Annotated in this window: 20 protein-coding genes; 11 read left to right on the forward strand and 9 right to left on the reverse strand. The window is 60.9% G+C overall.

The annotated features are described in order from the left end of the window. The first annotated feature begins 41 nt into the window (after positions 1–41). Positions 42–1,343, forward strand: a complete 1,302-nt coding sequence (locus GY33_RS0113475) for a permease (protein ID WP_031387835.1) — start codon at positions 42–44, stop codon at positions 1,341–1,343. Positions 1,344–1,370: 27 nt separating this feature from the next. After that, a complete protein-coding gene (locus tag GY33_RS0113480) occupies positions 1,371–1,799 on the forward strand; it encodes an arsenate reductase ArsC (protein ID WP_031387836.1) in 429 nt (142 codons plus the stop codon). Positions 1,800–1,823: 24 nt separating this feature from the next. On the opposite strand, the gene GY33_RS0113485 is transcribed toward GY33_RS0113480, so the two are convergent. The 8 genes from GY33_RS0113485 to GY33_RS0113520 form a co-directional block, all read right to left on the reverse strand. Further along, positions 1,824–2,273, reverse strand: a complete 450-nt coding sequence (locus GY33_RS0113485; RefSeq protein ID WP_152555197.1) for a hypothetical protein — start codon at positions 2,271–2,273, stop codon at positions 1,824–1,826. Positions 2,274–2,359: 86 nt separating this feature from the next. Next, a complete protein-coding gene (locus tag GY33_RS0113490; protein WP_031387838.1) occupies positions 2,360–3,259 on the reverse strand; it encodes a phosphate ABC transporter substrate-binding protein in 900 nt (299 codons plus the stop codon). Beyond that, a complete protein-coding gene (locus GY33_RS0113495; protein WP_031387839.1) occupies positions 3,256–3,615 on the reverse strand; it encodes a hypothetical protein in 360 nt (119 codons plus the stop codon). The genes GY33_RS0113490 and GY33_RS0113495 overlap by 4 nt, the downstream gene beginning before the upstream one ends. 38 nt (positions 3,616–3,653) lie before the next feature. After that, positions 3,654–4,844 carry a cytochrome c biogenesis protein CcdA gene (locus GY33_RS19930; RefSeq protein ID WP_051822638.1) on the reverse strand — a complete coding sequence of 397 codons (1,191 nt, stop codon included), beginning with the start codon at positions 4,842–4,844 and terminating at the stop codon, positions 3,654–3,656. Positions 4,845–4,869: 25 nt separating this feature from the next. After that, positions 4,870–5,544: a TorD/DmsD family molecular chaperone gene (locus tag GY33_RS19935; protein WP_031387841.1), complete on the reverse strand. Its 675-nt coding sequence runs from the start codon at positions 5,542–5,544 to the stop codon at positions 4,870–4,872. Between the two features lie 94 nt (positions 5,545–5,638). Then, on the reverse strand, positions 5,639–6,754 hold the full coding sequence (gene nrfD, locus GY33_RS0113510) for an NrfD/PsrC family molybdoenzyme membrane anchor subunit (protein ID WP_031387842.1): 1,116 nt from the start codon (positions 6,752–6,754) through the stop codon (positions 5,639–5,641). Positions 6,755–6,772: 18 nt separating this feature from the next. After that, entirely contained in the window at positions 6,773–7,528 is a 756-nt protein-coding gene (locus tag GY33_RS0113515) for a 4Fe-4S dicluster domain-containing protein (protein ID WP_035272209.1), read from the reverse strand. Positions 7,529–7,540: 12 nt separating this feature from the next. Further along, on the reverse strand, positions 7,541–10,105 hold the full coding sequence (locus tag GY33_RS0113520) for a molybdopterin-dependent oxidoreductase (protein ID WP_084185174.1): 2,565 nt from the start codon (positions 10,103–10,105) through the stop codon (positions 7,541–7,543). An 857-nt stretch (positions 10,106–10,962) separates the two neighbouring features. Here GY33_RS0113520 and sqr point away from each other — a divergent pair. The 4 genes from sqr (at position 10,963) to GY33_RS0113540 (ending at position 17,630) form a co-directional block, all read left to right on the forward strand. Further along, positions 10,963–12,222, forward strand: coding sequence for a type III sulfide quinone reductase, selenoprotein subtype (sqr, locus tag GY33_RS0113525; protein ID WP_031387845.1), 1,260 nt, complete (start codon positions 10,963–10,965; stop codon positions 12,220–12,222). Between the two features lie 12 nt (positions 12,223–12,234). After that, complete coding sequence (locus GY33_RS0113530; protein WP_031387846.1) at positions 12,235–12,843, forward strand: hypothetical protein; 609 nt, start codon at positions 12,235–12,237, stop codon at positions 12,841–12,843. A gap of 310 nt (positions 12,844–13,153) precedes the next feature. After that, positions 13,154–14,473, forward strand: coding sequence for an efflux RND transporter periplasmic adaptor subunit (locus GY33_RS0113535; RefSeq protein WP_051822639.1), 1,320 nt, complete (start codon positions 13,154–13,156; stop codon positions 14,471–14,473). 7 nt (positions 14,474–14,480) lie between these two features. Continuing rightward, the gene (locus GY33_RS0113540) at positions 14,481–17,630 is read left to right on the forward strand and encodes an efflux RND transporter permease subunit (protein ID WP_031387848.1); all 3,150 of its coding nucleotides are present in this window, start codon (positions 14,481–14,483) and stop codon (positions 17,628–17,630) included. Positions 17,631–17,693: 63 nt separating this feature from the next. On the opposite strand, the gene GY33_RS0113545 is transcribed toward GY33_RS0113540, so the two are convergent. Then, the gene (locus tag GY33_RS0113545) at positions 17,694–19,211 is read right to left on the reverse strand and encodes a sigma 54-interacting transcriptional regulator (protein WP_084185193.1); all 1,518 of its coding nucleotides are present in this window, start codon (positions 19,209–19,211) and stop codon (positions 17,694–17,696) included. Positions 19,212–19,481: 270 nt separating this feature from the next. On the opposite strand from GY33_RS0113545, the gene GY33_RS0113550 reads away from it, so the two are divergent. The 5 genes from GY33_RS0113550 to GY33_RS0113570 all read left to right on the forward strand — a co-directional run bounded on the left by GY33_RS0113550 (position 19,482) and on the right by GY33_RS0113570 (position 26,053). After that, entirely contained in the window at positions 19,482–19,769 is a 288-nt protein-coding gene (locus GY33_RS0113550) for a hypothetical protein (RefSeq protein WP_031387850.1), read from the forward strand. 49 nt (positions 19,770–19,818) lie between these two features. Further along, positions 19,819–20,091: a hypothetical protein gene (locus GY33_RS0113555; RefSeq protein ID WP_152555198.1), complete on the forward strand. Its 273-nt coding sequence runs from the start codon at positions 19,819–19,821 to the stop codon at positions 20,089–20,091. 115 nt (positions 20,092–20,206) lie between these two features. After that, positions 20,207–21,421: an efflux RND transporter periplasmic adaptor subunit gene (locus GY33_RS0113560; protein WP_084185175.1), complete on the forward strand. Its 1,215-nt coding sequence runs from the start codon at positions 20,207–20,209 to the stop codon at positions 21,419–21,421. After that, complete coding sequence (locus tag GY33_RS0113565; RefSeq protein ID WP_031387853.1) at positions 21,421–24,564, forward strand: efflux RND transporter permease subunit; 3,144 nt, start codon at positions 21,421–21,423, stop codon at positions 24,562–24,564. The genes GY33_RS0113560 and GY33_RS0113565 overlap by 1 nt, the downstream gene beginning before the upstream one ends. Then, entirely contained in the window at positions 24,557–26,053 is a 1,497-nt protein-coding gene (locus GY33_RS0113570; RefSeq protein ID WP_200874875.1) for an efflux transporter outer membrane subunit, read from the forward strand. Before GY33_RS0113565 ends, GY33_RS0113570 begins: the two co-directional genes overlap by 8 nt. Positions 26,054–26,059: the final 6 nt, after the last annotated feature.

Here is a 26,059-nt window from a genome sequence, read left to right on the forward strand (position 1 = left end):
GGTCGCAACGTCCGCATTTTTGAACAACAAAAGGCATTGTCATGAACTGGAAATCAGAATGGAAACCCCTGGCCGTCATCGTGACGGTCTTTCTGGTCATGTACCATCTGCCGGTGGGCCTGCCTCGGTTCGACAACGCGATTCACGAGGCTTTGCAACTTGCCCGGTGGTATGCCCAGGAGCACGTGCTGCTCTGTCTGATCCCGGCCTTTTTCATCGCCGGGGCCATCGGGATTTTCGTCAGCCAGAATTCCGTACTCAAGTACCTGGGGCCGCAAGCCAACAAGGCCTGCGCCTACGGCGTAGCCTCCTGCTCCGGCTCCATCCTGGCGGTCTGCTCCTGCACCATTCTGCCCCTGTTCGCGGGCATCTACCGGATGGGCGCGGGCATCGGTCCGGCCACGGCCTTTCTGTATTCCGGCCCGGCCATCAATATCCTGGCCATCGTGCTCACGGCCAGGGTGCTGGGCCCGGAAATGGGCATTGCCCGGGCCGTGGGCGCCATCGGCTTCGCCGTGGTCATCGGCTTGACCATGCACCTGATCTATCGCCGGGAAGAGGCGGACAAGGCCGCTCAGGCCGCGCATCTCCCCGAGGACGAACCCACGCGCGGACTGGGCCAGACCTGCCTCTATTTCCTGGCTATGATCGGCATCCTTGTCTTCGCCAACTGGGGCGCTCCGGAAGCGGCTGATGGCGTTTGGCGGATGGTGGCGGAACACAAATGGATGCTGACAGCGATCTTCGCCTTGTCCTTGGCCGTGATCCTGCCTGCCTGGTTCGGCCTGCCCTGGTCGCGCATGGCCCTGATTGCCTTGCCCACCGCGGCCCTGGGCCTGGTATTCCCCCAGGAGCCGACTATCGCCTTCGTGGCCGGATTCATCGGCCTGTCCGCGGTAATCAGCACCCGTGAGGACGAACTGGGGCAATGGTTTTCGTCATCCTGGATCTTCGCCAAGCAGATTCTGCCGCTGCTGCTGTTCGGCGTTCTCGTGGCGGGGCTGCTTTTGGGGCGTCCCGGTAGCGAAGGGCTGATACCCTCGGAATGGGTCAGCGCGTCCGTGGGCGGGAACTCTCTGGCCGCGAACTTTTTCGCCTCGTTCGTCGGCGCGTTCATGTACTTTGCCACCCTGACCGAGGTGCCTATTTTGGAAGGGCTGCTGGGCAGCGGCATGGGCAAGGGCCCGGCCCTGGCCCTGCTGCTGGCTGGTCCGGCCCTTAGCCTGCCGAACATGCTGGTCATCCGGAGCATCATGGGCACCCAGAAGACCGTGGTCTTCGTCTGCCTGGTGGTGGTCATGGCCACCATCAGCGGAATGATCTACGGACATTTCTGGGGATAGCCGAACCACAAATCAACGGAGGAAATCATGTCTAAGGTCAAGATTCTCTTTCTCTGCACCGGCAATTCCTGTCGCAGCCAGATGGCCGAAGGCTGGACCAAGCACTTGAAGGGGGATGTGGTTGAAGCCTTTTCCGCGGGCATCGAGAAGCACGGGCTCAATCCGCAAGCCGTGCGGGTCATGGCCGAGGCCGGGGTGGACATCAGCGAATTTCGTTCCAAGACCGTGGACGAGCTTCCGGAACAGGAATTCGACTACGTGATCACCCTGTGCGGACACGCCCAGGAAACCTGCCCCTTTTTTCCCGCCAAGACGAAAAGACTCCACGTCGGCTTCGACGACCCGCCCAAACTCGCCGAGACCGCCCAATCCGAGGAAGAGGCCCTGGGCCACTATCGCCGGGTGCGCGACGAAATCCGCGACTACGTGCGGACTCTGCCGGATGCCTTCGACTGAACCACAAGGCGCAGCCCGCCAAGCCTACTGTGAAAAACACGGCACGCAGCCGTCGCCGGTGGCCGTGCTCATGATGGCCCGCAGTTTGCCGTAGATGAAGACGTGGCTTTCCTCCAGCTCCATGAGCGTGGCCCGGCCGCGTTCCAGGCGGTTTTCGAAGAACAGGGTGACGATGGTCAGCAGCTTGGCGTAGAAGTCCTGGTAGGATTTCTCAAGGGCAGCCGCGTCGGGGAAGGATGCTTTAATCTTGTCCAGTAGGTCGAAGACCTCCAGGGAGGTTTGGGCCGCCATGACGAGGTAGGCCGAGTCGTCGGTCAGGATTCCGCTTTTAACGGCCTGCTGGACCTGGATGACCTTGCGCTCGAACTGCAGAAGCATGGCCAACTGTTCCTGGTTCAGCTTCTCCTGCTCCGCGCTGTCCTGTTGGGTGCAGCCGGTCCCGAGCAGGGTCATGGCGAGCAGGAGCGCCGACAAGGATGCAAATATTCCACGCCCAACACCGCTCGCTTTCCGATATACTTTGTCTGTACGGGTAACGTTTCGCATATTTCCGGCTCTCCCTAATCAACGAGAAGATATTTGAATTCCAGGACCACTTCCCGGCCGCGCGGGCCGAGGCAGAAGTCCAGAAACGGCCTGACGTCCGACTCGTTGCTTTTCAAATAGACCAGATTCAATTCCCGAATGATGGGGTAGCCGCTGGCGATGACGTTTTCCGTGGCCGGGTCGTGGCCGTCGAGCACGAGAATCTTGATGGGCATGCCCTTGTCCAGCAGATAGAGCGAGGTGCCCAGGGACATGTAGCCCACGGCTCCGGGAATCCCTCCCACCAGGGTGGCTCCGTCCAGGTTGGAGGCGATTTCGTAGGCTTGCGACGCGACCCGTCCGTTGGGTCCGTCCGTGGGATTGTCCTGGTGATGGACGCCGCTGTAGTCTTCGAAGAGTTCCAACGTGCTGCGGCCCATTTCCTTGTTCACCAGGACCACTTCCCGGTCCCATCCCGTCAGCTCGCTCCAGTTGTTGATCCGACCTGCGAACAGGCCGATTACGGTTTCCTTGTCCACCTCGCGCAGCGGATTGCGGCTGTTGACGATGATCACCAGAACGTCCATGCCGAGTGTCACGTATTCCAGTCGTTCCTTTTCTTCTTCCGACAAGGCCCGCGAAACCATGCCGACCTGGGACGTCCCTTCCACGGCATCCACGACCCCGGTCAGGCTGCCGCCTCCCTGGACCCTGACCGTCCGTCCGGTTCGCTCTTGGAACTCCGCGGCCAGTTGCTCCACCAGGGGCTGGACAGTGGTTGCTCCGGTAATCCGAAGCACGTCGCTGTTCTGGCATATGCCCGGTTTTGCATGAAAAACCAGCATGACCGTCAGGAGAATGATCCCGCATGCGAAACCCGGAATATTTAATCGCCGACTGGATGTGATTCGTTGTTCTTTCAATATTTCGTTCATACGTTCATGACTCCTCGCAAACACAAGTTCAGTTCGTCTTCATCAAGGGGCCGGGTTACAACGGCTCGGAGATTGGTGCGCAGGGCCTGCTCCAACTCCGGATGATACGAGCGTCTGGATATGCCGATGATATGGATATCGGGACAGACCCTGCCCATCCGGCCCAGCAGCGCGTTGTCCACGCCCTCGGTCTCCAGATTGAGCAGGACGAGACACTCCCGGCATGAAGCCAGGTGCCGCTCCAGTTCGCCGACTTTGTTGCAGCGGCGCGTCGTCAGCCTGAACTGGGTCAGCAGGCGTTCCACCTGCCGGACTTCTTCCGCATCGTCATGGAGCACAAAGGCAGTCTGGTCCATATTCTTCTCCGGTTCGTCATTGCACGAAGCCTGAGAGATCAGGCCGTAAACGCCAAGTAGGCTCCGCCCAGAATCAGCAGTGCCCCGCAAACTTTCTTCAGCACGGAAGCGCTCAGGGAACGCTCGTTCCAGCGCAGGAAAAATTGGATGAACCGCGGCGACATGCCGGCCAGTATCAGGAACAGGCAGTGTCCGACGGCAAAGAGCAGGAACAGCAGCAGGCCGTAGAACAGGTCCGTGGCGGCCATGGCCAGGGTCAAGCCCAGGATGGGAGCCATGTACACAAAGGTGCACGGGCCCAGGCCGATGCCCAGGATCAGCCCCAGGGCCAGGGCGCCTCTTTTTCGTGGCATGTCGGGGAGCAATTTGTTCGGCACCAGACACCCCATGGGCACCAGTCCGGTCAGGTTCAGTCCGAAAAGGATGAACACCCCGCTCAAAATATAGTAGGGCAACGGGCCCAGGTCGCCCAGCAACCGACCCGCCGCGGCCGTGACGATCCCGACAATCACGATGCTGCCCAGAATGCCCAGGCCGAAAAGCAGGGACAAGGACATGGCCCGGCCGGAAGTCTCGACCTTTCGGCCGTTGATATACCCGACGATCAGAGGGATGCCCGCGAGATGGCAGGGGCTGAGCACTATGCTCAACACGCCCCAGAAGAACGCGGCCAGCATGGCCGTGGGCGCGGCCCCCCGGACCGCCAAAGTCAACGAGGACAGCATGTTCTCGAAAGAGAGTCGCTCCCGGATCGAAGCAGCTTTCCCGACGGGCTGGACGACCACTCCCAGCTCTCGCCACTGCTCCAAAATATGATGCTTGGAGAGAAAACCCTCGTTGCGGTGCAGTTCGGTCCCGTCCGAGGCGTAGAAAATCTGGGTCGGCACGGTCAGGGATTGAAACGCCGTCAGGGCTTCCGGTTCTTTCTGGGTGTCATAGTAGAAGGTCAGAAAAACATGGCCGTAGTCGCGGTGCAGTTCCAGCAGCGAGGAGGCCATGCGCTGACAGGGCGGACAAGATTCGATGCCGGTGTTCACCAGCACGGGCAGGTCTTGCGTTCCGGAAAGAATGTCGGCGGGTGTTGGTTTGGGCAGTGAGGTTATTCGCTGATAATCGGACAGGGCGGCGTGGGCCGGAGTAACGACGGTGCGGGGAAGAAGCAGAAGCGCCGCGATCACCCAGATGCCGCCCAACAGGAGCAGAGCGCTTCTCGGGATGGTGTCCGACATTGTCCCCCCTTTGGAGGTTGACGTTTTATCCGGGCGTGGTTGGTGCAGTCACGGCTTCCGTCGATTCCGCCTGCACGCTCTTGGTAAGCAGCCGTATTTCCGCCTTTAAGGCCTCTTTGGCGACAAGCCCCAGATGTTTGTAAAACGGCGCTTGCGCGAAGGATATCACCCGGTCGGCGAACAGCGGGCCCCAGGCTCCCAAATGAATGGGGAAAAAGTCCGTCCTGCGATCCCGCCATTCCCGGACCGCCGACGCATCGTCACGACACTGAGCGGCGTGTTCCTGAAACAACAGATAGTACATGAACTCCAGCTCCGCGGTGACATGGTCCGGCGGATTGCCGCCGTCCGGAGCGCCGACCACCCCGGCTTCCCGGTAGCGCTCCGCCGCGTCATCGGTGCTTTCGTGGGAGAGCATCTTGTTCACATGGAAGTAGACCGACCCAAAGGGCGGAGCCAGGACTTCAAAGGGCCCCAAAAACAGCTTGGCATGCTCCACCCGCAATGCTTCGCGCCCCTGTTCATCGCCCGGCAGGCTTTCCAGCAGGGCCTGGACCGATGTCCGGACCTCCGGAACCCAGGACGGCGCATGGACCGCCAGAGTCTCCACGTTTTGCGGGAGTTGGTCGTCCGGAGGGAAAAAGCATCCGGTCAGGGCCTTGTAGGTTTCCATCCGGGCGATGATGTCCGGGTCAAACATGTACGGTCTCCGTGGGTGTTTTTTTACAACAGATTGGAAAACACGGCCCGCGCCCGGACCCGATGCCCAGGCGCGGGCCGTCCCCAGGAGGAGCCTACTCCGGGGTAGCTTCAAGGTTCCAGAATTTGACTCCAATGGAATAGATGAGCATGGACAGGGAGAATGCCAGGATGATGATCCCGAATTCGTACATGCTCGGAAAGTAGGAGACAAATTCCGGCCTGTTTTCCGCCAATACGCCGATGGGTTTGACCTGGGCCGAGAGGAGCATCACCAGCCGGCCGAAGAACATGCCCACCAGGACCATGGCCGAGGCCACGATCCGTCCCTCCGTGGAGGCCCGGACCGAGGGAATGATCATCAGCAGCAGCGGGATGAGCAGACCGACCCACAATTCGATTCGATAGATGGCCGTTCCCGCGATGTGCCGGAATCCGTCAAAGGCTTCCTGCAGCGAGGTGTAGCCGATCACCGCTCTCAGAACGAACACGAACAAGGATACCGCCAGCAGAATCGTGAACAGCTTGATGATGCTGTTGAAAATTGGCTCCTGCTCCTTGGGCATGCCCCCGGTAAAAGCAAAGTGCACGAAGGTGGCCAGGACGATCACGGCCATGCCGCAGGTCACGGCGGTCACCGCGAAGTACAGGGCCGTGAAATGCCCGAAAAAGGCCGGACGAGCGTCCGCGGTCCCGAAGACGATGCTCAGGGCGGTGTAGGACATGAACATCAACAACAGGGCCAGCAGGCCCGCGGTCTTGCCGCCCGTGGAATGCCACTGGCCTTTGTGAATGGTAAAGAATTTCAGGGCCACGATGGCGATGTAGATCCCGTAGAGCACGGCCATCCACCAGATGGGCGAATAGAAGTTCGGAGACAGCGCCAAGTATACGGTGTTCAGCAGCGTGGACAGCGGGCCCAGGTCCAGGCCCTTGCACATCACGCCCACCAGCAGGGTCGCCCCGGCCAGCAGCGAGGCTCGCTTGGCAATGGGATAATACTGCTTCATCCCGAACACCGAGGGCAGGGAAGACAGGAACGTCAATCCGGCAGCGGTCAGGGCGAAGAACAGATATCCGGACATGGGCAGAACCCAGAAGGTCACGTCGTTGGCGTTGTACACGCCCAGGCCCTGGGTGATCACGGTCAGGGCGCTGAACAGGCCGAAGAGCAGACCGACGCCCAACAGACCAAACCATACCTTACTCATAACTCACCTCCACGAGGATTACGCGATTGCTTGTTGGACGCCGTCAGCCTGGACCATGCCCTTGCCCGGTTCATAGGCGCAAGGGCAGAACTCCCGGATGTAGTAGACCCGGGGGCGGGTGCCCAGTTCCTCGCGCAGGCGCTCGGCCCGAAACATGCCCAGCAGTTGGTTGACCTTGCTGCGAGGATCGTCCAGGTCGCCGAAAATCCGGGCATTGGAGGGGCAGGCTTCCACGCAGTAGGGCAGCTCGCCGTTGACCACCCGGTGATGGCAGAAGGTGCACTTCTCCACCACTCCGGTAGGCCGGATCGAGGCGTAGGTGGCATCGGGGTCCGGGTTCTGCAGCGGCCAGCCCTTAACGCCCAAGCGCTGGACCATTTCCGCGGGACTTGGCGTGCAGCCGGGGATCACGGGAGTATTATCCTTCCATTCGGCATGCGGCTTGCGCCAGTTGTAATGGATCACTCCGTAGGGGCAGTTGACCATGCAGTACCGACAGCCGATGCATTTATTGGGATCATGGGCCGTAATGCCTCCCTCGGCCTTGTGCAGAGCCTTGGTCGGGCAGCCGCGCACGCAGGGAGCGTTCTCGCAGTGATTGCAAAGCGTTGGCCGGTAGTGGTAGCGAACAAAGGGATACCTGCCCAGGGTCTCGGTCATTTTCCCGGACCAGCGCACTCCCTCGGGCAGGTTGTTCTCGTTCATGCAGGCGATGATGCACCCGCCGCACCCCGTACACTGCTGCAAATCTATAACCATAGCATATCGTGCCATTTATCTATCCTCCTAGACCTTTTCGACTTTCAGCCGGATGTGGCCGTAAAATGCCGTGGAACCACTCAGGCGGTCATTGTCCACTGGGATGATGTCGTTATTGTTTGCCCCCAAGGCCTCCTTCCCGAAAACCTTGGCCGCATAACGCCCGTAGGCCCAATGGCCTTGGCCGAAACATTTGGCCACGGTACCTGGCTGAGTGCCCTCCCACAGAGACGCGGTGCAGACTATACTGCCCACCGGGGTGGTCAAACGGATTTTGTCGCCGGACTTGATGCCCAGACGTTCACCATCAATGGGGTTCAGCTTGGCCACATCGTCGTAGGCGATGTCTCCGGGATCCAGATCCTTGAGTTGCAAATACCAGGGGCAGTTAGAGCTGCGGCCTTCCCGGTTCAAGCGGGCCTTGTAATCCACGAACTTGAAGGGATACTCCGCCGGGTCGCCCCATTCGTAAGGCTCCTCGTAATGTGGAATAAAGACCATTTCGCCGCGGGCCTGGTAGTTGCAGACCTCCATGACGTGATCCACGGTGGTATTATGTCTTTCGGCGTGCTTTTCCAGGGATTCCTTCAAGGTCTCGCTGTAGAATTCAAACTTCCCGGTCTTGGTGCCCATGTTGCTCCACCGGGCCCGATAAGCATAGGGATCGGAGTTCCAGACCCCGACTTCCACGAACTCTTTCCAGCCTGAGAACGTGTCGCCACCCTTGCTCTGGGCGGGATCCCAGAAATGCTGCATTCGATGCTTGGTGGCATACAGGTCCAGTTCCTTTTCATTGGTGGGGGCCTTGCCGGTTTCCGGGTCCACGATGGTCTGGTAATAACGCAACAGATTGTCGAACCCTCGCTGGGCCAGCTTCTCGGCCAACAGCCAGGGAATCTCCGTTTCCATGCTCTTGGTGTCCCAGAGCCGCTCAATGGCCGGCTGCATCAGACTTACTGACCGATACCCGTTGCTGGCGTTGTCCAGAGTGCCCCATGATTCGAACATGCAATGGTTCACCGGCAGGACGATGTCGGCATAGAAACTCATTTCCGAGGCGTGGGTGGTCATGTGGGCGAAGAAATCGATCTTGGACATGGCCTGATCCCAGCGCCCGGTTCCGGGACAGGAAAAGTTGAAGTTGTTGAAGTAGCCCATGGCCACTTTGATCTCGTTGGGGTCCTCGTTGATGATGGCGTCGGCCACGTTGTTGGTGTTCACGCCGCCTCCGGATCGTCCACTGGCCAGGTTGGGCCATTCCAGACGACCACGCTGATCGATCTTTTCCTTCTTGGAGTTTCGCTGCGCCATTTCGTCCATGAAATCATTAGGGGATGGAAAACCCTGGTAGCTGCGGGAGTTGTAGCGCAGTACGCCGCCCACGTTGTCGCAACCGCCCACAAGGCCGTTCAGTGCATTGGCCGCCAGGCAGCCGTAGGTGCCACGAGGCTGCATTGCCGGACCGCCGCCGACCCAGGAGATGCAGTTGGGGGCCGCCGCGGCGAATCCCAAGGCTACCCGCCGAATCTGGTCCGCCGGAATGCCGCAGAGCGGTTCGGCCCATTCCGGAGTGGCGTTTTTGAGATACAGGTTCCACCACTTAGCCAGGCCGTGGGTGTGTTCTTCCAGAAAGGTGAACTCGTTGATCTCCTGACCGGGTATGAATTTGTTTTCACCGTCGAAAAAATCGCCGACAAAAGGCTTGTACCACATGCCTTCCACGAGAATGACATGGGCCATGGCCGAGGCCAGTGCCCCGTCGTAACCCGGCTTGACCGGAAGCCACTCGTCGCATTTGCTGCCCGTGCCCGAGAGCCGTGGCTCCACCGAGGCGATCCGGGCGTTGTCCAGGGCCCGGCCCCAACTGTTCAGGTAGGAGGAAACCCCGCGGTTGGCCACCAGCGGATCCGCGCCCCAGATCAGCACGTAGCGGGTGTTGGGTATGTCGTACTGCATGTAGGCCCACTGCCCTTCCTGGAAGTAGCGCATCTTCTCGGCTTCCGCGCAGATGGAACTGTGGGAGATGTTGTTGGGAGAGCCGATGATTTTCGGGAGGCGATCGTAGAAGAGATCTCTTAATTCCGTGTACCGACCGCGCATGAGCATGAACTTGTGGGTTTCATCGTTGGCCCGCAATTCCATGATTTTGTCCGCCAGCATGTCCAGGGCCTCGTCCCAGGAAATGGGCACGAAGCCGGGATCCTCATGTCGGCCCTTTTTCGGATTGGTCCGCTTCATGGGCGTCTTGACCCGGTCCGGATCATAGACCTGCTGCAGGGCCAGGTGGGCCCGCGGACAGGAGTTGATGCCGTTGGTCTTGGAATGCGGGTTGCCGCGAATCTTCACGGCCCTCCCGTTAATCACGTAGACCTGCTTGGAACACCAGGACGTACAGCCAACGCAGCAACTGCTGACCCATTTGCCCTCAGCCAGAGCGCCTCTGGCATGGGCCGTGTCCGGGGTCAGGGCGCGCAGCGCGGGCCCGCCCGCGGCCAGCCCGGCGCAGGTCGCGGCCGCGCCTTTGACGAACGATCGCCTGCTGACCGTGGTTCCGCCTTTGCCGTCCATTCCGTCAATCTCCAATTGTTTCATGGCTCCTCCTTGAGGTTCGCGGATGGTGGTCATCCTCTAATTGCCGGAACGTGGGTTTTCTGGAGTCGCGTCTGATCACGGCCCGGCGATCACATTGCAATGTTCTGATCCATGCAGCTTTCACGGGAAATAATACCACTCTAAAATATGGCAATTCTCATGCCATGAGAAAAGTCCGGTTGTTAGATCAGCTTAATATTTTGTTTTTTTTAAACTTAAGCGCATTTGAGGCAGTAGGGTGCCAAGGACTCAGCGGTAATCTCGACTGAAACATATGAGTTTGTGTCTCGTTTTTGGACACATGAAGGGTGATATTCTAAAAAATTAATAATTTTAAACGAATATTGTGGCTAATTTTTGGACTAGATGGCGAGAATGAGTCTTGGACTGGCTGTAACCCACGTTTTTTACGAGGGTCGCCGTCGGGAGGTCGGCGAGGAGGTAAGGCGAAATATCCAGGGGCAGGCTGTTTAGGCTGAAATCCCAGGACCTTTTTTGCGCCGAGAGGCCTCGCTTATGAGCGTCATGCCTCCATACAACGCAAGACGACCGTGTGGCCAAATTGCCCTTGGCTGAACGAATGCGGAGGTTTGCCTCCGTAGTGAGGTCGGGCACGGAGTTTGCTTGAAAGCAATAATGGGAAGAAAAGCCGACTGATTCAATTACAATTGAGATCCATAGAATGCCGTCTGGCTTTTTGAGTACTGCTCCACGACATCCTCATGCATCCCCGCTAAACCTCATCCCTCCGGAAGCTCTCCACTCCGCGAAGAAGCGATCCGCTGTCCGTACCCGGTCTTGTATCCGCCGCGGTCAGCTTTTCATATCACCTACAACCACTAAGGAGAGGTGCGTTCATGAGGAAAATCGTCATTCTCGGAGCCGGAACCGCCGGCACAATGATGGCCAATCGGTTGTGCGAAAACTTGCGCACGGAAATCGACCAGAACAAGATCAGCGTGACCATTGTCGATGAGGACCGCGTCCATCTCTATCAACCCGGTCTGCTGTTTCTTCCTTTCAGCATGTATCGGTCCAAGGAGGACGTACTCAAGCCTCGGGACGTATTCCTGCCCTCCGAGGCCAAATTCATCGTCTCCAAGATCGAAAAGGTGGACCCTGATGCCAAGAAGGTCGTGATGAAGACGGGAACCATTGACTACGACCTGCTGATAATCGCCAGCGGCTCGCGCTGCGATCCCACGGAGAACGAGGGCCTGCTCGGCCCGAACTGGCAGAAGTCCATCTTCGACTTTTACACCCTGGACGGCGCCCTCAAGCTGCAACAGGCCATGCGCTCCTTCAAGGGCGGCCGGCTTGTGCTCAACGTGGCTGAAATGCCGGTGAAGTGCCCGGTGGCGCCGCCGGAATTCGTGATGCTCTCGGATTGGTTCTTTCATGAGCGGGGCATCCGGGACAAGGTGGAGATCGTCTTTGCCACTCCCCTCAGCGGCCCGTTCACCAAACCCCTGGCCTCCCAGACCCTGAAATACGTCTGCGAGGAAAAAAACATCAAGATCGAGCCGGATTTCGCCCTGAGCCATGTGGACAACGAAAAAAAGCGCATCGTCTCCCACGACAAACGGGAGATCGACTTCGACCTGCTGGTATCCATCCCGACCATGAAGGGCGCCCAGTTCATCATCGATTCGGACATGGGCGACCCTCTGGGCTGGGTACCCACGGACAACCACACCCTGCAGAGCAAGAACTTTCAGGACATCTTCGTCATCGGCGACGCCACCAACGTGCCCACGTCCAAGGCTGGGTCCGTGGCTCACTTTGAAAGCGAAATCCTGATCGAAAACATCCTGCGCTACCTTGACGGTCTGGAGCCCTTGCCGAAGTTTGACGGGCATTCCAATTGCTTTATCGAGTCCGGATTCGGCAAGGCCCTGCTCATCGACTTCAATTATACCCAGGAGCCATTGCCCGGAAAGTTCCCCCTGCCCGGGGCCGGTCCCTTCACCCTGCTCAAGGAAACCAAGATGAACCACTACGGAAAGATGATGTTCCGGTGGGCCTACTGGCATCTCCTGCTCAAGGGCAAGGATCTTCCGGTTTCCCCATTCATGACCATGGCCGGCAAGGAAATGCCGACCTCGGTCACGGCCTAGAGGAGGTGAATCATGACCGTGGAACAACACATGGAAACGTTGACCTCCCTGGAGCGCAAACTGGACGACATCTCCTCCATGGCCAAGCAAATGATAAGCCGCAACGAAATGGCCCAGGATTTGGCCAGGGACCTGAATATCGTGGGCAATGCCGCCATGTTCTCCCTGCAGGAGGAACTGGAGCTGGAAAACGTCCAGGTGGACGGACGGGAGCTGCGCCAGATGCTGATCCTGTTTCTGAAAAACATTCACAACATCAACTACGCCATGCGCCAGCTGGAAGCCGTGGCCGAGCTGGGCAAGGAGTCCTACGACACCCTGCGCGGCCTGATGATGGACTATATTGAACGAGCCACGGAATGGGACCAGAAGGGGTATTTTCGGTCCGCCACGCAAACCGTGGACGTCATGGCAAAAATGTACGAATCCATGCCCAAGGACACTCTGGATCGACTGGAAAAGTCCGCTCCGGAAATCGTCGGCCTGCTCTCGGACCTGGCCGACCCCGAAATGATCAAACAAACCCGCCAACTGATCCGCTTCCAAAAAATCCTCATCCCCGCCCTCGCCGTAGCCTGGATCGTGCCCGTGGGCATGTTGCTGCTGCTTCTCCTGAAATGATCCACCGTTTTCCCGTCGGCGCGTGAAGCGCCGACGGGAAAACGGAAGGTATGCGCTCATGGAGCGCGTATCCAACCATTCTCATTGATACTCCCGATGGGTCGTTTTTTGAATCGTGGTTAAATGCACGGTATTCTTGCACGTGTTTCCAAAAGGTCCTTGCAAACCCTGTCCTCCTGGATTACGGCTCACAAGATGGTAAGTGGCATGATCAGAAGTGTTCACGGCGATTCTTGTGTTGACCACCAACTTCCACAATCGCTGAACTTCTCTGACAATAACGTTGACTCGACGGAAAGGAGTTCACCTGATGCGCGGCGATTTTGGAGCAGAACGTTTTTGGCGGTGGATAAGCGTGTGCTTGCTGGCCGGGGCGGTGCTTTTGGCGGGTTGCGGGGATTCCTCGCCGCCTGCTCAGGGGCCGCCATCGGCCCTGCCGGTGAACGTGGTCACGGCCCGGATGATGACCGTGCCCATCTACGCGGAAGCCGTGGGCAACACCCAGGCCGTGGAAACCGTGGAAATCCGCTCCCGGGTCAACGGGCATTTGCTGCGCCGCGATTTCGAGGACGGATCCCTGGTCAAAAAGGATCAGCTTCTGTTTCTGATCGACCCGGGTCAATACCAGCAAGACCTGGCCAAGGCCAAGGCCCAGTATGAATACGCCAAGGTCAGCCTGGAGCTGGCCCGCAAGGAGACCCAGCGTTACGCCACGCTGCTTCGCCAAGCCATGATTTCCCAGGAGGAGTTCGATCTGAAACAGGTCAAGGAGCAGGAAGCCGAAGCCAACCTCCTGGTCGCCGCTGCCTCCGTCAACCTGGCTCAGCTCCAACTCCGCTACACCCGGATCACTTCGCCCATCGACGGACGGATCGGCTTCGCCCTGGTGGATCAGGGCGGGCTGGTCAATGCCGGCACTACTTTGCTGGCCCGGGTCTCCACCGTGGACCCGATGCACTTCTTCTATTATTTCAGCGAGGAAGACTACCTCAGTCTCAGCGCCCATTTCGGGGACGACTTTCAGGAGGTGTTCAAGACCCTGGATATCCGGCTTACTCTGGCCGGAGGCCTAGTCTACCAGCATATCGGCCACCTGGACATGTTCGATCGGGAAGTGGACCCCAAGACCGGCAGCATCGCGGCCCGGGCCGTGTTTCCCAATCCGGACGGAATGCTCCGCCCGGGCATGTTCGGGCGGGTCCGGGTGACCCTGGAACAGGAATGGGAAACACTGCTCATTCCCCAGGTGGCGATCATGGACACCTTGGGCCGCAAGAGCGTGTTCGTGGTGGACGACCAGGGGCTGGTCGCCTCGCGCGGCGTGGAGGTGGGCATGCGTCTGAACAACCTGCGCGCGGTAAGGGGCGTCGAACCCGGCGATCTGGTGGTCGTGGACAATCTTCAAAAATTGCGTCCCGGCGCCCACGTCGCTCCCACCGTGATTTCCTACGAACTGGAAGATGCGGAAGCAGCCCCGCCTGATCCGGCCGGAGTTCCGACTTCAGAGGACCGACGGCAGCCGCCTGATGAAATTTCCGGCGGGGTTTCCGATGCTTCGCCAGAAGCCACTTCCGGCGTAACTTCCGGTGACTCCTTGGCTCCTTCGACGGGTGCCACGGTAGTCCAGTGAGTCCGCCATGTTCTATAAATATTTCATAGATCGGCCTGTTTTCGCCTCGGTCCTGTCCATCATCATGACCCTGGCCGGGGTCCTGGCGTTGGTCAACCTGCCCGTGGCCCAGTACCCGGAAATCACCCCGCCCACGGTGAACGTCAGCGCCAGCTATCCCGGCGCCTCGGCCGAGGTGGTGGAGCAGAGCGTGGCCACGCCCATCGAGCAGCAGGTCAACGGCGTGGAGGGGATGATCTCCATGTCCTCCACCAGTTCCAACGACGGCAGCTACAGTCTGACCGTGACCTTCGAGGTAGGCCACGACCTGGATATGGCCACGGTGGACGTCCAGAACCGGGTCAGCCAGGCCGAACCCAAGCTGCCGGACATGGTCAAGCGCATGGGCGTCACGGTGAACAAGCAATCCACGGGCATGCTCCTGGCCGTGAACCTGATCTCTCCGAACGAAACCTACGACGCCCTGTTCCTGCTCAACTACGCCAAAATCAACCTGATCGACGCCCTGAGCCGGGTGCCCGGAGTGGGCAAGGTGGACGCCTTCGGGGCGGGGGAGTTCTCCCTGCGCATCTGGGTCGATCCGGACAAGATGGCCTCCCTGGGCGTCGTATCCTCGGACATCGATCAGGCCCTGCAGGACCAGAACATTCAGGCCCCGGCCGGGCAGATCGGCCAAGCCCCGGCTCCTCCGGGAACCCTGTTTCAGTACACGGTGAAGGTGCGTGGCCAGCTCACCGAGGTCGAGGAATTCGAGAACGCAATCATCAAGACCGCGGATTCCGGAGCCCTGGTCCGGTTGCGGGACGTGGCCCAGGTGGAGCTGGGCGGTGACTTCTACGGCGTGTTCAGCCGCTTTTCCGGCACGCCCACGGCCACCTTGATGATTTACCAACTCCCCGGGGCCAATGCCCTGACCGTGGCGGGCGACGTGCGCAAGGCCATTGAAGATCTGGCCGGCACCTTCCCGGACGACCTGACCTACGGTATTGCCTACGACACCACGGAATTCGTCTCCAAATCCATCGAAGAGGTGATCCAGACCCTGTTCGAGGCATTTGCCCTGGTTTTTTTGGTGGTCTTCCTCTTCCTGCAGAGCTGGCGGGCCACGATCATCCCGATGATCGCCGTGCCCGTGTCCCTGGTGGGCGCGTTCATCGCCTTTCCAATGCTCGATTTTTCCCTGAACACCCTGACCCTCTTTGCTCTGGTCCTGGCCATCGGTTTGGTGGTGGACGACGCCATCGTGGTGGTGGAAGCGGCCCAACACAATCTGGACAACGAGGGCATGAGCCCCCGGGAGGCAACCCTCAAGGCCATGGACGACGTGGCCGGGCCGGTGGTGGCCAACGGTCTGGTCATCGCCGCGGTGTTCATTCCCGTGGCCTTTCTGGGCGGAATAGCCGGGCAGCTCTATAAACAGTTCGCCCTGACCCTGACCGTGTCCGTGGGCATCTCGGTCTTCAACGCCCTGACCCTCAGCCCGGCTCTGGCCGTGCTCCTGCTGCGGCCCTCCAAGCCGGGCCGCGGCCCCCTGGGCTGGTTCTTCCGGCAGTTCAACCGCTTTTTCGCCTTCTGCACCCGGGGCTATACGGCCACGGTGCGCGGGGCCATTCGCGGCCGGGTTCTGACCCTGTGCGTGCTGGTCGTACTCTTCGGCTCCACTTACGGCCTATTGCGGGTGCTGCCTACGGGCTTCGTGCCCCCGGAGGACCAGGGCTACTTCCTGGTCAGCGTCCAGCTGCCCCCGGCGGCGTCCCTGGAGCGCACGGACACGGCGGTGCGCAAGGTGGAGGCTTATCTGGACCAAGCCGAGGGGATCAAGGCCTACATCACCCTGGGCGGATTCAACATGCTGGGGGCCGGGGTGTCCTCCTACGCCGCCACCATGTTCGTGATCCTGGACTCCTGGGACGATCGGCAAACCCCGGACCTGAGCCTGGACGCCATCCTGGCCCGGGCTGGGCGCTTTTTATGGAGCATCGACGACGGCTTGGCCTTTGCCTTTTCACCTCCGGCCATTTCCGGCCTGGGCTCCACGGGCGGCGTGGAGATTCAGATCCAGGACCGCACCGGGGCCGGCATCCAGGAGTTGGCCCGGGTGGCCAACGAGTTCATGGCCGCGGCCGGTCAGCGGCCGGAGGTGAGCAATCCCTTTACCACTTTTTCCATCAGCGTGCCCCAGTTGCAGTTGGAAGTGGACCGGGACAAGGCCAAGAACATGGGCGTGCCCCTGACCCAGGTCTATTCCGCGTTGCAGGCCTTTCTGGGCGGGCTGTACATCAACGACCTGAACAAGTTCGGGCGGACCTACCGGGTCATGCTCCAGGCCAAGCCCGAATTCCGGGCCAAGCCCGAGGACATCGAGAGCTTTTACGTGCGCAACGCCAAGGGCGACATGGTCCCCCTGTCCACCCTGGTCACGGTTTCGGACGCCTCCGGTCCGGAATACATCGCCCGGTACAACGTCTACCCGGCCATCAGCGTGACCGCGGACGCGGCCCCCGGGTTCAGCAGCGGCCAGCTCATCGCGGCCCTGGAAGAAACCGCGGCCCAGAGCCTGCCCACCGGGTTCGGCTACGAGTGGACGGGCATGGCCCTGCAGGAGAAGGAGTCCGCCGGGACCTACGGGCCGGTCTTCGCCCTGGCCCTGCTGATGGTCTTCCTCTGCCTGGCGGCCCTTTACGAAAGCTGGGCCATTCCCTTTGCCGTGCTCTTCGCCCTGCCCCTGGGGGCCTTGGGAGCCTTTAGCGGGCAGTGGATGCGCGGTCTGGACAACAATGTCTACGCCCAGATCGGTTTGGTCATGCTCATCGGCCTGGCGGCCAAGAACGCCGTGCTCATCGTGGAATACGCGAAGGCGGCCTATGATCGGGGCATGGACGTGGTGGAAGCAGCCGTGGAGGCCGCCAAAATGCGCTTCCGCCCGATCCTGATGACCTCGCTGGCCTTCATTCTGGGCGTCCTGCCCCTGGTCACGGCCAGCGGGGCCGGAGCCTCGGCCCGCCACGCCCTGGGCACCTCGGTCTTCGCCGGCATGATCGCGGCCACCTTCCTGGGCGTGGTCTTCGTGCCCTTTCTCTACGCCCTGGTGATTGGGATGCTGGATCGGTTGCGGGGAGGGAGACGCATTCCGCCCGCAGGGAATGCCGCCGACTGACCGGATCAGGCGGTTGGGAGGAAACTGGATAAAGCCGCGTGGAGCGAGAGACAGCGCGGCGCGTCAACGTTTCGGTTTCCGGCTTCGGGATGGGCTGATCCCCAGTTTGCGCATTTTGCCCCGCAGAGTGCTGGGGTTGAGGTCCAGCAGTTCCGCGGCGCCGCCGGGCCCAATGACCTTGCCGCCCGTGCGTTCCAGGGCCGTGGTGATCACCCGGGCCACGGCATGGTCGAAGGGGAGCACGTCTTCTGCCAAGGACGGCGACGGTGTCGCTGTTGGCGCACGTCCTCCTGGATGCAGCTCCACGGTCAGCACGTCGGAGTCGGGCGAGGTTGTCGAATTCAGACGCTGATTCTGGCTCTGACTTTGGATCAGGGAGCGTTCCACCAGATTTTGCAGCTCCCGCACGTTGCCGGGCCAAGGATGCTGCTTGAGCAAGTCCATAGCCCCCGGGGCCGGGCGGACCTTGCGGGTGATCTTCATCTCCCGGGTTTTCCTGGTCAGCAGGTGGTCCAGCAGGGCCGGGATGTCCTGAGGGCGGTGCCGCAGGGGCGGGATCATGATCGGGAAGACGTTCAGCCGGAACCAGAGATCTTCGCGAAACGTCCCCTCCCGGACCATCTGCTCCAGGTTGCGGTGCGTGGCACTGATAATCCGGACGTCCACCGGAATGGTCCGCGTACCGCCGACCCGTTCGATTTCCTTCTGCTGCAAGACCCGCAAGAGCTTGACCTGGGCGCCCGGCGTCAGCTCGCCGATCTCATCCAAAAAAATCGTGCCGCCCTGCGCGCGCTCGAACCGGCCCCGCTTCAGGGCAATGGCGCCGGTAAACGCCCCTTTTTCGTGGCCGAACAGCTCGCTGTCCAGCAGACTCTCGGGCAAACCGCCGCAGTTGACCTTGACAAACGGGCCATTGCGCCGGGGAGAAGCCCGGTGTAGCGCGCTGGCCAGGAGTTCCTTGCCCGTGCCGGTCTCCCCCAGGAGCAACACCGGGCTCTCCAAGGGGGCCACCTGCCGAACCAACCGCATCACTTCCCGAAGTCCCAGATCCGCGCCGATGATGGTGTCGCTGGAGGAAATGCCGCGCAGTTCGTTGAACAAATACTGGTTGTCGTCCTCCAGCATTTCCTTGAGCCGGACCACCTCCTGATATTGCAGGGCATTGGCCAGAGCCACGGCAAAGGGTTCATTGAGGGTGTTCATCAGCCGGGCATGCCGGTCCGTATAGCGGTCGCGGCCCTCGGTCCCCAACAGCAGAACGCCAATGCGTTTGGATTCCAAAGTCAGATCGGTGAGAAGCAGAGAGGTGTTTTCAGGCCATGTCATCTTCAGCAGCGGCAGTATTTCCGGTTCAGCCTCGCGCCAGTCGTTGATAATGCGGAATGTGGGCTCTGACTGCCACCTTTGATGCATATATGCCAGGGAAGCATCGGGGATGGGCAAGGGTTCCGGTACCTTGGGCCAATAGTTGGGGACAATGCGGACGATGGTCCGCCCGAGGTTCAGGTCCGGCTCGAACAGACCGACGAACAGGCCATCCGCCGGAACGAACTCCCGAATGAACTCCAAGGTCCGCTCCATCGCCCGTCTCGGATTCAAACTGCTGCAGATCCGTAACGTCGCTTCCCGGAAAAAAGTGTTTTCGTCCACATGTATCTCGATGGTGTCATATTTGGCGGATTGTATTAATGCGTCATATTTGGCTGGTCACTTCTTGTCAAATATGACGCAAAACATCAACGCATCACATCAAAGCTTTGAAATCAATAGCTATCGATTGTGGCATGAGAAATGAATACCCCTGGCGTCAAAGTAGGCGCTACTTCGAACGTTTTGTCCGGAGGCGGGGAAATGCAGGAGTTCAGGGTCAAGCGGACCGGCAAGGCCGACCTTGTGTTTCAGGGCAAGGTCATTTTCGCTCTGGGATTGGAGAAGGTCAAATTCGTGCTCTATCTGACGCGGGAGGGGAGGTACGTCTTGTCTCGCGAGTATTCCTTTCTTGGTCTGCGTTATTTCAGAAGAGCCCAGCTTTTCGACACCCTGAAGGAGTTGAACGCCTTCGCGACTTCGGAAAAGGACATGGACGCCGTACGGTTCATCATAAAGAACGACGAGTCGTTCTTCCGGACAATGATCTGACGACCTCGAATTCCGTCCGCGGCGAAACAGGCCGCGCCAAAGTAATGCCATGCAAAGAATGGAAGTCATCTACGTTTGCCCCCTTAGTCGCGAAGATGGAGCAAGGGCGAAGGAAAGCGCCGAGGAGTTGTATCTTTCCGGCGACGGGGCCGTGAATTGCATTGACGTCTGGACGTGTCCGGAGCGGGAGGGCGACATCGTCATTTTGCTCTATCAGGACCAGGAGCCGGGTATGCAGGATTTGTCCACGGAAGGCGTCCGGATCGCGGACTTTTTTTCGCGATACGGCTGGGTGTCGCATACTCGATGGTCGAGAGTGTGAAAAAAACAGAAGTCAGAAGTCAGAAGGTTGGAATGATCTCGATTTCGAGCATGCACTGGCTGATTGTGTTGAATGGAAAGCAGAATGGGGATGATGTGAAGATATGGAGGGTTGGATGCGAAGGATAGATTTTTTGGTATGGCGTGGCGCGGCAATGATGGTCGTTTTGCTGCTTGTTCTGGGATTGGCGGCGTGCGGCGGGCCCTCGGAGTCCCAGGAGCGTCCCGCGCCTCCTCCTCCGCCGGTGACCGTTTTGACCGTGCAGACGCGGGACGTGGAAGTGGTTCGGGAGTATCCGGCCAGGGTTCACGGCTCGCGTCAGGTTCAAGTGCGCTCCAGGGTAGAGGGGATCCTCCGGGAACGGCTGTTCGAGGAAGGGCGGTCCGTCAAAAAGGATGAGCTGCTGTTTCGCATCGATCCGGAACGCTACGAGATCGCCCTGCTTCGGGCCGAGGCCGATTTGGCCGACGCCCGGGCCAGTCTGAACCATGCCCAGCGGGAATGGGCCAGATACTCCAATTTGTTCGCCGAAGCCGCGGTAAGCGAACTGGAAAAGGACAAGGCTCTGACCGACCTGGAACGGGCTCAGGCCCGTCACGCCCAGGCCGAAGTGGTCGTGGCCGACGCCCGGCGCAGCCTCGGCTACACGGAAGTCCGCGCTCCCGTAGCCGGGGTGACCGGCATGGAGAGCCTCTCCGAGGGCAATTTGATCGAATGGGCCGGGCTGCTGGCCACCATCACCCAACAGGATCCGGTGCATGTCCGGTTCGCCATGCCGGAAGTCGACGCCGCGATGCGCGGCGTCGACGAGCGCTCCCGGCGCGCCAGGCTGCTGTTGCCGGGAGGCCTGGAACATCCTCGCCAGGGGGACATCGACTTCACCGCGAGCGTCATCGACCCCCGGACCGGCACGGTTACGGCCCGGGCCGTTTTCCCCAATCCCGACCTGACGCTGATCCCCGGGCAATTCGTCCGGATTCAGGTCGTCTTGCGGCTTCTGGAGAGGGTGTTCACGGTGCCGGAGGCCGCGGTGGGGCAGGGGCGGGAAACAACGCACCTATTCGTCGTGGACGACGAGAACACGGCTCGGCTCAGGCCGGTTCGCCTGGGACCGGTGACCGATGGTCGGCAGATCATTCTGGAGGGGCTGAAGAGCGGCGACCAAGTCGTGATCAACGGCCAGGCGGCCCTGCGCGACGGCATGCCCGTGAACGTCGTGGAGACCGTCCATGACGATGCCATGGAGGACGCCCCCAAGGGTGATCACGTGAGCGACCAAGTGAGCAACGGTCAAATTCCCGGGGAGAATCCGAAGCCGGAGGAACGCTGATGTTTCGCTTTTTCATCGACCGGCCGATCTTCGCCTCGGTCATTTCCATCATCATCGTCATGGCCGGGGCCGCGGCCCTGCGCGTGTTGCCCGTGGAGCAGTATCCGGACGTCGTCCCGCCGCAGATCGTGGTTTCGGCCATGTATCCCGGGGCCAGTTCCGAGGTCATCGCCGCGGCCGTGGCCGCGCCTCTGGAGCAGGAAATCAACGGCGTGGACGACATGATCTACATGGAGTCCAGCGCCACGGACTCCGGCATGCTGCAGATCACGGTCTCCTTTGAAATGGGCACGGACCCGGACCAGGCGGCCATCAACGTGAACAACCGGGTCCAGGCGGCCGCCTCCCGGCTGCCCCAACGGGTTCGGGATTTGGGGGTGCGCGTGGAGGCCCGCTCCACGAACATCCTGATGGTCCCGGTGCTCTACTCGCCCGACGACAGCCAGAGCACGCTGTTCATCAGCAACTATGCCTTGCTCAACGTTCTGGACGAGCTGGTCCGGCTGCCCGGGGTAGGCGATGCGTCCCTGTTCGGAGCCCAGGACTATTCCATGCGCATTTGGCTGAATCCGGACAAACTGGCCCAATATGACCTGACCCCGTCGGACGTGGCCGCCGCGGTCCGGGAACAGAACGCCCTGTTCGCCGCCGGGCAGTTGGGCGCCGCGCCTTCCTCGGCGGACCAGGCCTTCACCTTTGCCGTGACCACCCGAGGGCAGTTGGCCGACACCCGTGAATTCGAGGAGATCATCCTGCGCTCCTCCGAGGACGGGGCCGTGTTGCGCCTGGGCGACGTGGCCCGGGCCGAGCTGGGTTCGCAGAGCTATGCGTTTTCCGCCTCGTACAATGGTCAATCCGCCGTGCCCCTCGGGGTCTATCTCCAACCCGGCGCCAACGCCCTGGATACAGCCTCCCGGGTCCACGATACCCTGGAGGAACTCTCCCGGCACTTCCCCCCCGGCGTGGCCTACACCGTGGCCTACGACACCACGGAATTCGTGGAGATATCCATCCGCGAGGTGATGATCACCCTGTTCATCGCCGTGGTCCTGGTAGTGTTGGTCACCTTCGTCTTCCTGCAACGCTTCCGGGCCACGCTGATCCCGGCAGCGGCCATCCCCGTCTCCCTGGTGGGCACCTTCGCCGGAATGCTGCTCCTGGGCTTTTCCGTGAATCTGCTGACCCTGTTCGGCCTGGTGCTGTCCATCGGCATCGTGGTGGACAACGCGATCATCGTCCTGGAAAACGTGGATCGGCTGATGCGCGAGCAGGGTCTGCGAGCCCGGGAAGCGGCCGTCGAGACCATGAAACAGGTCTCCGGGGCCGTGGTCTCCTCTACCCTGGTCCTGGTGGCGGTCTTCGTGCCCGTGGCGTTTCTGGGCGGAATGACCGGCGAACTCTACCGTCAGTTCGCGGTGACCATCTCCGTCTCCGTGGTAGTCTCCGGCGTGGTGGCCTTGACCCTGACTCCGGCCATGTGCGCCCTGTTGCTGGACCGCAAGCCTCGGAAAACCTCCGGGCCCTTCGCCCTGTTCAACTATCTGTTCGACAAGCTCACCTCCGTGTTCGCCTGGGTCGTGGAGAAAATGCTGCGCCACTCCGTGATCAGCATGCTGCTCTTTCTGGCCGTGACCGCCGGGACGGTGTACGCGGTCTCGCGTTTGCCCTCCGGCCTGGTCCCTCAGGAGGACCAGGGCGTGGCTCTGGTCGTCTATCAACTGCCCCAAGGCGCGGCCCTGCCGCGCACCGAGGCCGCGCGCGAGACCATCACGGACATGCTCACCAGCCTGGAGGAGGTCCAGGAGTTCACCACCGTGGCCGGATTCGACATTTTTGACGGAGCCCTGCGCACCAACGTCGGCCTGGGCTTCGCCAATCTGACCGACTGGAAGGACCGCCAAGCCCCGGGCCAGGACGCCATGTCCCTGGCCGGGCGGATCATGGGCATGGGCATGGGTGTTCAGGAAGCCAACGTGCTGGCCTTCACCCCGCCGCCCATCCAGGGCTTGTCCCTGACCGGGGGCGTGCAGGGCTACCTGGAGGTCCGCGACGGTTCCTCGCCCCGGGAAATTGAGTCCCTGGCCGGACGCTTCATCGCCGCGATCAATGCCCGCCCGGAAGTGATCAACGCCCGGGTCACCCTGAGCACCACCATTCCTCGCTACCACGCCGAAGTGGACCGGGAAAAGGCCCGGGCCGCGGGAGTGTCCATCAATCAGATTTTCGAGGCCATGCAGAGCACCTTCGGCGCCCTGTACGTCAACGACTTCACCCTGGCCGGGCGCAATTGGCAGGTGAACATGCAGTCCGAAGGCGAGTTCCGGAACCGCCCCGAGGACCTGAACCGGGTCTTCGTCCGCTCGGAGCACGGCGAGATGCTGCCCTTGAGCGCCCTGGTCGCCCTGGAACGCCGACCGGGACCGGACGTCATCAACCGTTTCAACGTCAACAACGCGGCCAAGTTCTTCGCCGACCCGGCCCCGGGCTTCACCACGGGCCAGGCCAAGCAGGCCATTGAGGAAGCAGGCGCGGAAATTCTGGGCTTGTCGGCGCGCATCGGCTGGGTGGGCGAGGCCTATCAGCTGGACGCCGCGGCCGGGGCCGGAGGGCTGGCCTTCGGGCTGGGATTGCTGATGGTCTTTCTGATCCTGGCCGCCCAGTACGAGCGCTGGTCCCTGCCCTTTGCCGTGGCCTCGGCCGTGCCCTTCGGCGTGCTCGGCGCGGCCCTGTCCGGGCTGTGGCGCGGCTTTCCCAACGATATCTACTTCCAGATCGGGTTGCTGGTGCTCATCGGGCTGGCGGCTAAAAACGCCATTCTCATCGTGGAGTTCGCGGCCCAGAACCGGGAACGCGAAGGTTTGTGCGCCTTCGACGCGGCCCTGGCCGCGGCCCGGCAGCGTTTCCGGGCGATCATGATGACCGCCCTGACCTTCATCATCGGCTCCCTGCCCCTGGTCTTCGCCACGGGGGCCGGAGCAAACAGCCGCCAGGAGATCGGGACCGTGGTGGTGGGCGGGATGATCCTGGCCAGCTCCCTGGCCCTGCTCTTCGTCCCGGTGTTCTACAAGCTGATGGACGACTCTTCCTTCTGGTTCCATAATCGAAAAATGTTGTGCCCGAAAAAAGAGGTCAACAATGTATAGGCGATGTTTTTTTCTCTTCCGTATGGTAGCAGTTCTGCTGGTTTTCGCGGTGTTGCCGCTGGCGGGATGCGCCCTGGGGCCGGACTATCGCCGCCCGGCCATGTCGCTGCCCGATGCATGGCCGGAGAACACCGCGTTGCGAGGTGAGGGCGCCGAGGATTGGCAGGATTGGTGGAGGCGCTTCGATGATTCAGCCCTGGACAAACTGGTGGCCCGCGCCGTTCAGGATAATCCGGACGTGCGAATGCAGGCGGCCCGCGTGCGGGAAGCCCGGGCTCGCCTGGGCTACAGCACGGCCGATCAATTCCCCACGGTGGGGATCCAGGCCGACGCGATTCGCCAGCAGGCATCCGGTCAGGCCGCGGGCCTGTCCCAAGGCCGTGGGCCGGTCGGAAACCTGTTTTCCCTGGCCGGCGTGCTTAGCTACGAGGTTGACATCTGGGGCCGACTAGCCCGGGAGCGCGAGGCATCCGAGGCCCTGCTGCAGGGGAGTGTGTACGCCCATGAGGCCGTGCGTCTGGCCGTGATCGCCGAAGTGGTGGGCACGTATTTCAGCCTGCAGGCGGCTCGCCGGGAACTGGAGATTACCCGGCAGGCATTGGGCATCCTCGAGGAAACCTATCGATTGGAGGCGATCCGGTTCAAGCATGGTCAGGTCGACGAGCTGGTCCTGCGTCAAGCCGAGTCCGAATTGGAGGCGACCAGGGCGATGCTGCCGCTTCAACACAGACAGGCCCGGATGTTGGAGGGCGCCCTGGGCATTCTCGCGGGTCTGAGTCCGGCTGAGCTGTTGGCTGAGCCGGACATGGGCACGCGGATCCTTGCGAACATGCGTGACCCCGGCGGCATGCCCCTGGTGCTGCCTTCGGAACTGCTATCCCGCCGACCGGATGTCCGGGCCGTGGAAGAGGCCCTCCGGGCCGCTTCGGCCCGGATCGGAATCACCCAGGCGGAGCGGTTGCCCAAGCTGAACTTGGCTGCCCTCCTAGGCGGGACGTCCGTGGAGGCGGACGATCTGTTTACTTCTTCAGCCAGAACCTGGAGCCTGGGCGTTGGAGCGGCCGGCCCGTTGTTGGACTTCGGGCGCAACAAGGCCCGAGTGGAATCCGCCGAGGCGCAGTTCGCGCAGGCGGAAATTGACTACATGGCCACGGTGAACCAAGCCTTCAATGAGGTGCGGGATGCCTTGGTCTTTTATCAAAGCTCCCGTGAATACATGGATACCGTTGCGCGACAACTGGTTATCGCCCGGCGCACCGAGGAACTGGCGGACATTCGCTATCGCCAGGGCTTGGTGCGTTTCATCGAGTTTCTCGACGCCCACCGGACGCGATTGGCCGCGGAACAGAATCTGAACAATGCCGTCAGAGACGTGTTCAGCGCCACGGCTACCCTGTTCAAGGCTCTGGGCGGAGGATGGACTGGGGAGCACGATAGAGCGGGAATGACGCCAGTGGGTTTTCATCCGGAAAGTTTAACGAAGAGATGAGAAATG

Source organism: Desulfonatronum thiodismutans (genome assembly GCF_000717475.1).
GTDB lineage: Bacteria > Desulfobacterota > Desulfovibrionia > Desulfovibrionales > Desulfonatronaceae > Desulfonatronum > Desulfonatronum thiodismutans.

Coding starts and splice junctions, on each gene's coding strand:
- GY33_RS0113565 (WP_031387853.1), top strand. CDS start 21,421: ATGTTTCGCTTTTTCATCGACCGGCCGATCTTCGCCTCGGTCATTTCC.
- GY33_RS0113520 (WP_084185174.1), bottom strand. CDS start 10,105: ATGAAACAATTGGAGATTGACGGAATGGACGGCAAAGGCGGAACCACG.
- GY33_RS0113475 (WP_031387835.1), top strand. CDS start 42: ATGAACTGGAAATCAGAATGGAAACCCCTGGCCGTCATCGTGACGGTC.
- GY33_RS0113540 (WP_031387848.1), top strand. CDS start 14,481: ATGTTCTATAAATATTTCATAGATCGGCCTGTTTTCGCCTCGGTCCTG.
- GY33_RS19935 (WP_031387841.1), bottom strand. CDS start 5,544: ATGTTTGACCCGGACATCATCGCCCGGATGGAAACCTACAAGGCCCTG.
- GY33_RS0113560 (WP_084185175.1), top strand. CDS start 20,207: ATGCGAAGGATAGATTTTTTGGTATGGCGTGGCGCGGCAATGATGGTC.
- GY33_RS19930 (WP_051822638.1), bottom strand. CDS start 4,844: ATGTCGGACACCATCCCGAGAAGCGCTCTGCTCCTGTTGGGCGGCATC.
- GY33_RS0113495 (WP_031387839.1), bottom strand. CDS start 3,615: ATGGACCAGACTGCCTTTGTGCTCCATGACGATGCGGAAGAAGTCCGG.
- GY33_RS0113535 (WP_051822639.1), top strand. CDS start 13,154: ATGCGCGGCGATTTTGGAGCAGAACGTTTTTGGCGGTGGATAAGCGTG.
- GY33_RS0113480 (WP_031387836.1), top strand. CDS start 1,371: ATGTCTAAGGTCAAGATTCTCTTTCTCTGCACCGGCAATTCCTGTCGC.
- GY33_RS0113545 (WP_084185193.1), bottom strand. CDS start 19,211: ATGGAGCGGACCTTGGAGTTCATTCGGGAGTTCGTTCCGGCGGATGGC.
- GY33_RS0113555 (WP_152555198.1), top strand. CDS start 19,819: ATGCAAAGAATGGAAGTCATCTACGTTTGCCCCCTTAGTCGCGAAGAT.
- GY33_RS0113515 (WP_035272209.1), bottom strand. CDS start 7,528: ATGGCACGATATGCTATGGTTATAGATTTGCAGCAGTGTACGGGGTGC.
- GY33_RS0113550 (WP_031387850.1), top strand. CDS start 19,482: ATGCAGGAGTTCAGGGTCAAGCGGACCGGCAAGGCCGACCTTGTGTTT.
- GY33_RS0113570 (WP_200874875.1), top strand. CDS start 24,557: ATGTATAGGCGATGTTTTTTTCTCTTCCGTATGGTAGCAGTTCTGCTG.
- GY33_RS0113490 (WP_031387838.1), bottom strand. CDS start 3,259: ATGAACGAAATATTGAAAGAACAACGAATCACATCCAGTCGGCGATTA.
- sqr (WP_031387845.1), top strand. CDS start 10,963: ATGAGGAAAATCGTCATTCTCGGAGCCGGAACCGCCGGCACAATGATG.
- nrfD (WP_031387842.1), bottom strand. CDS start 6,754: ATGAGTAAGGTATGGTTTGGTCTGTTGGGCGTCGGTCTGCTCTTCGGC.
- GY33_RS0113530 (WP_031387846.1), top strand. CDS start 12,235: ATGACCGTGGAACAACACATGGAAACGTTGACCTCCCTGGAGCGCAAA.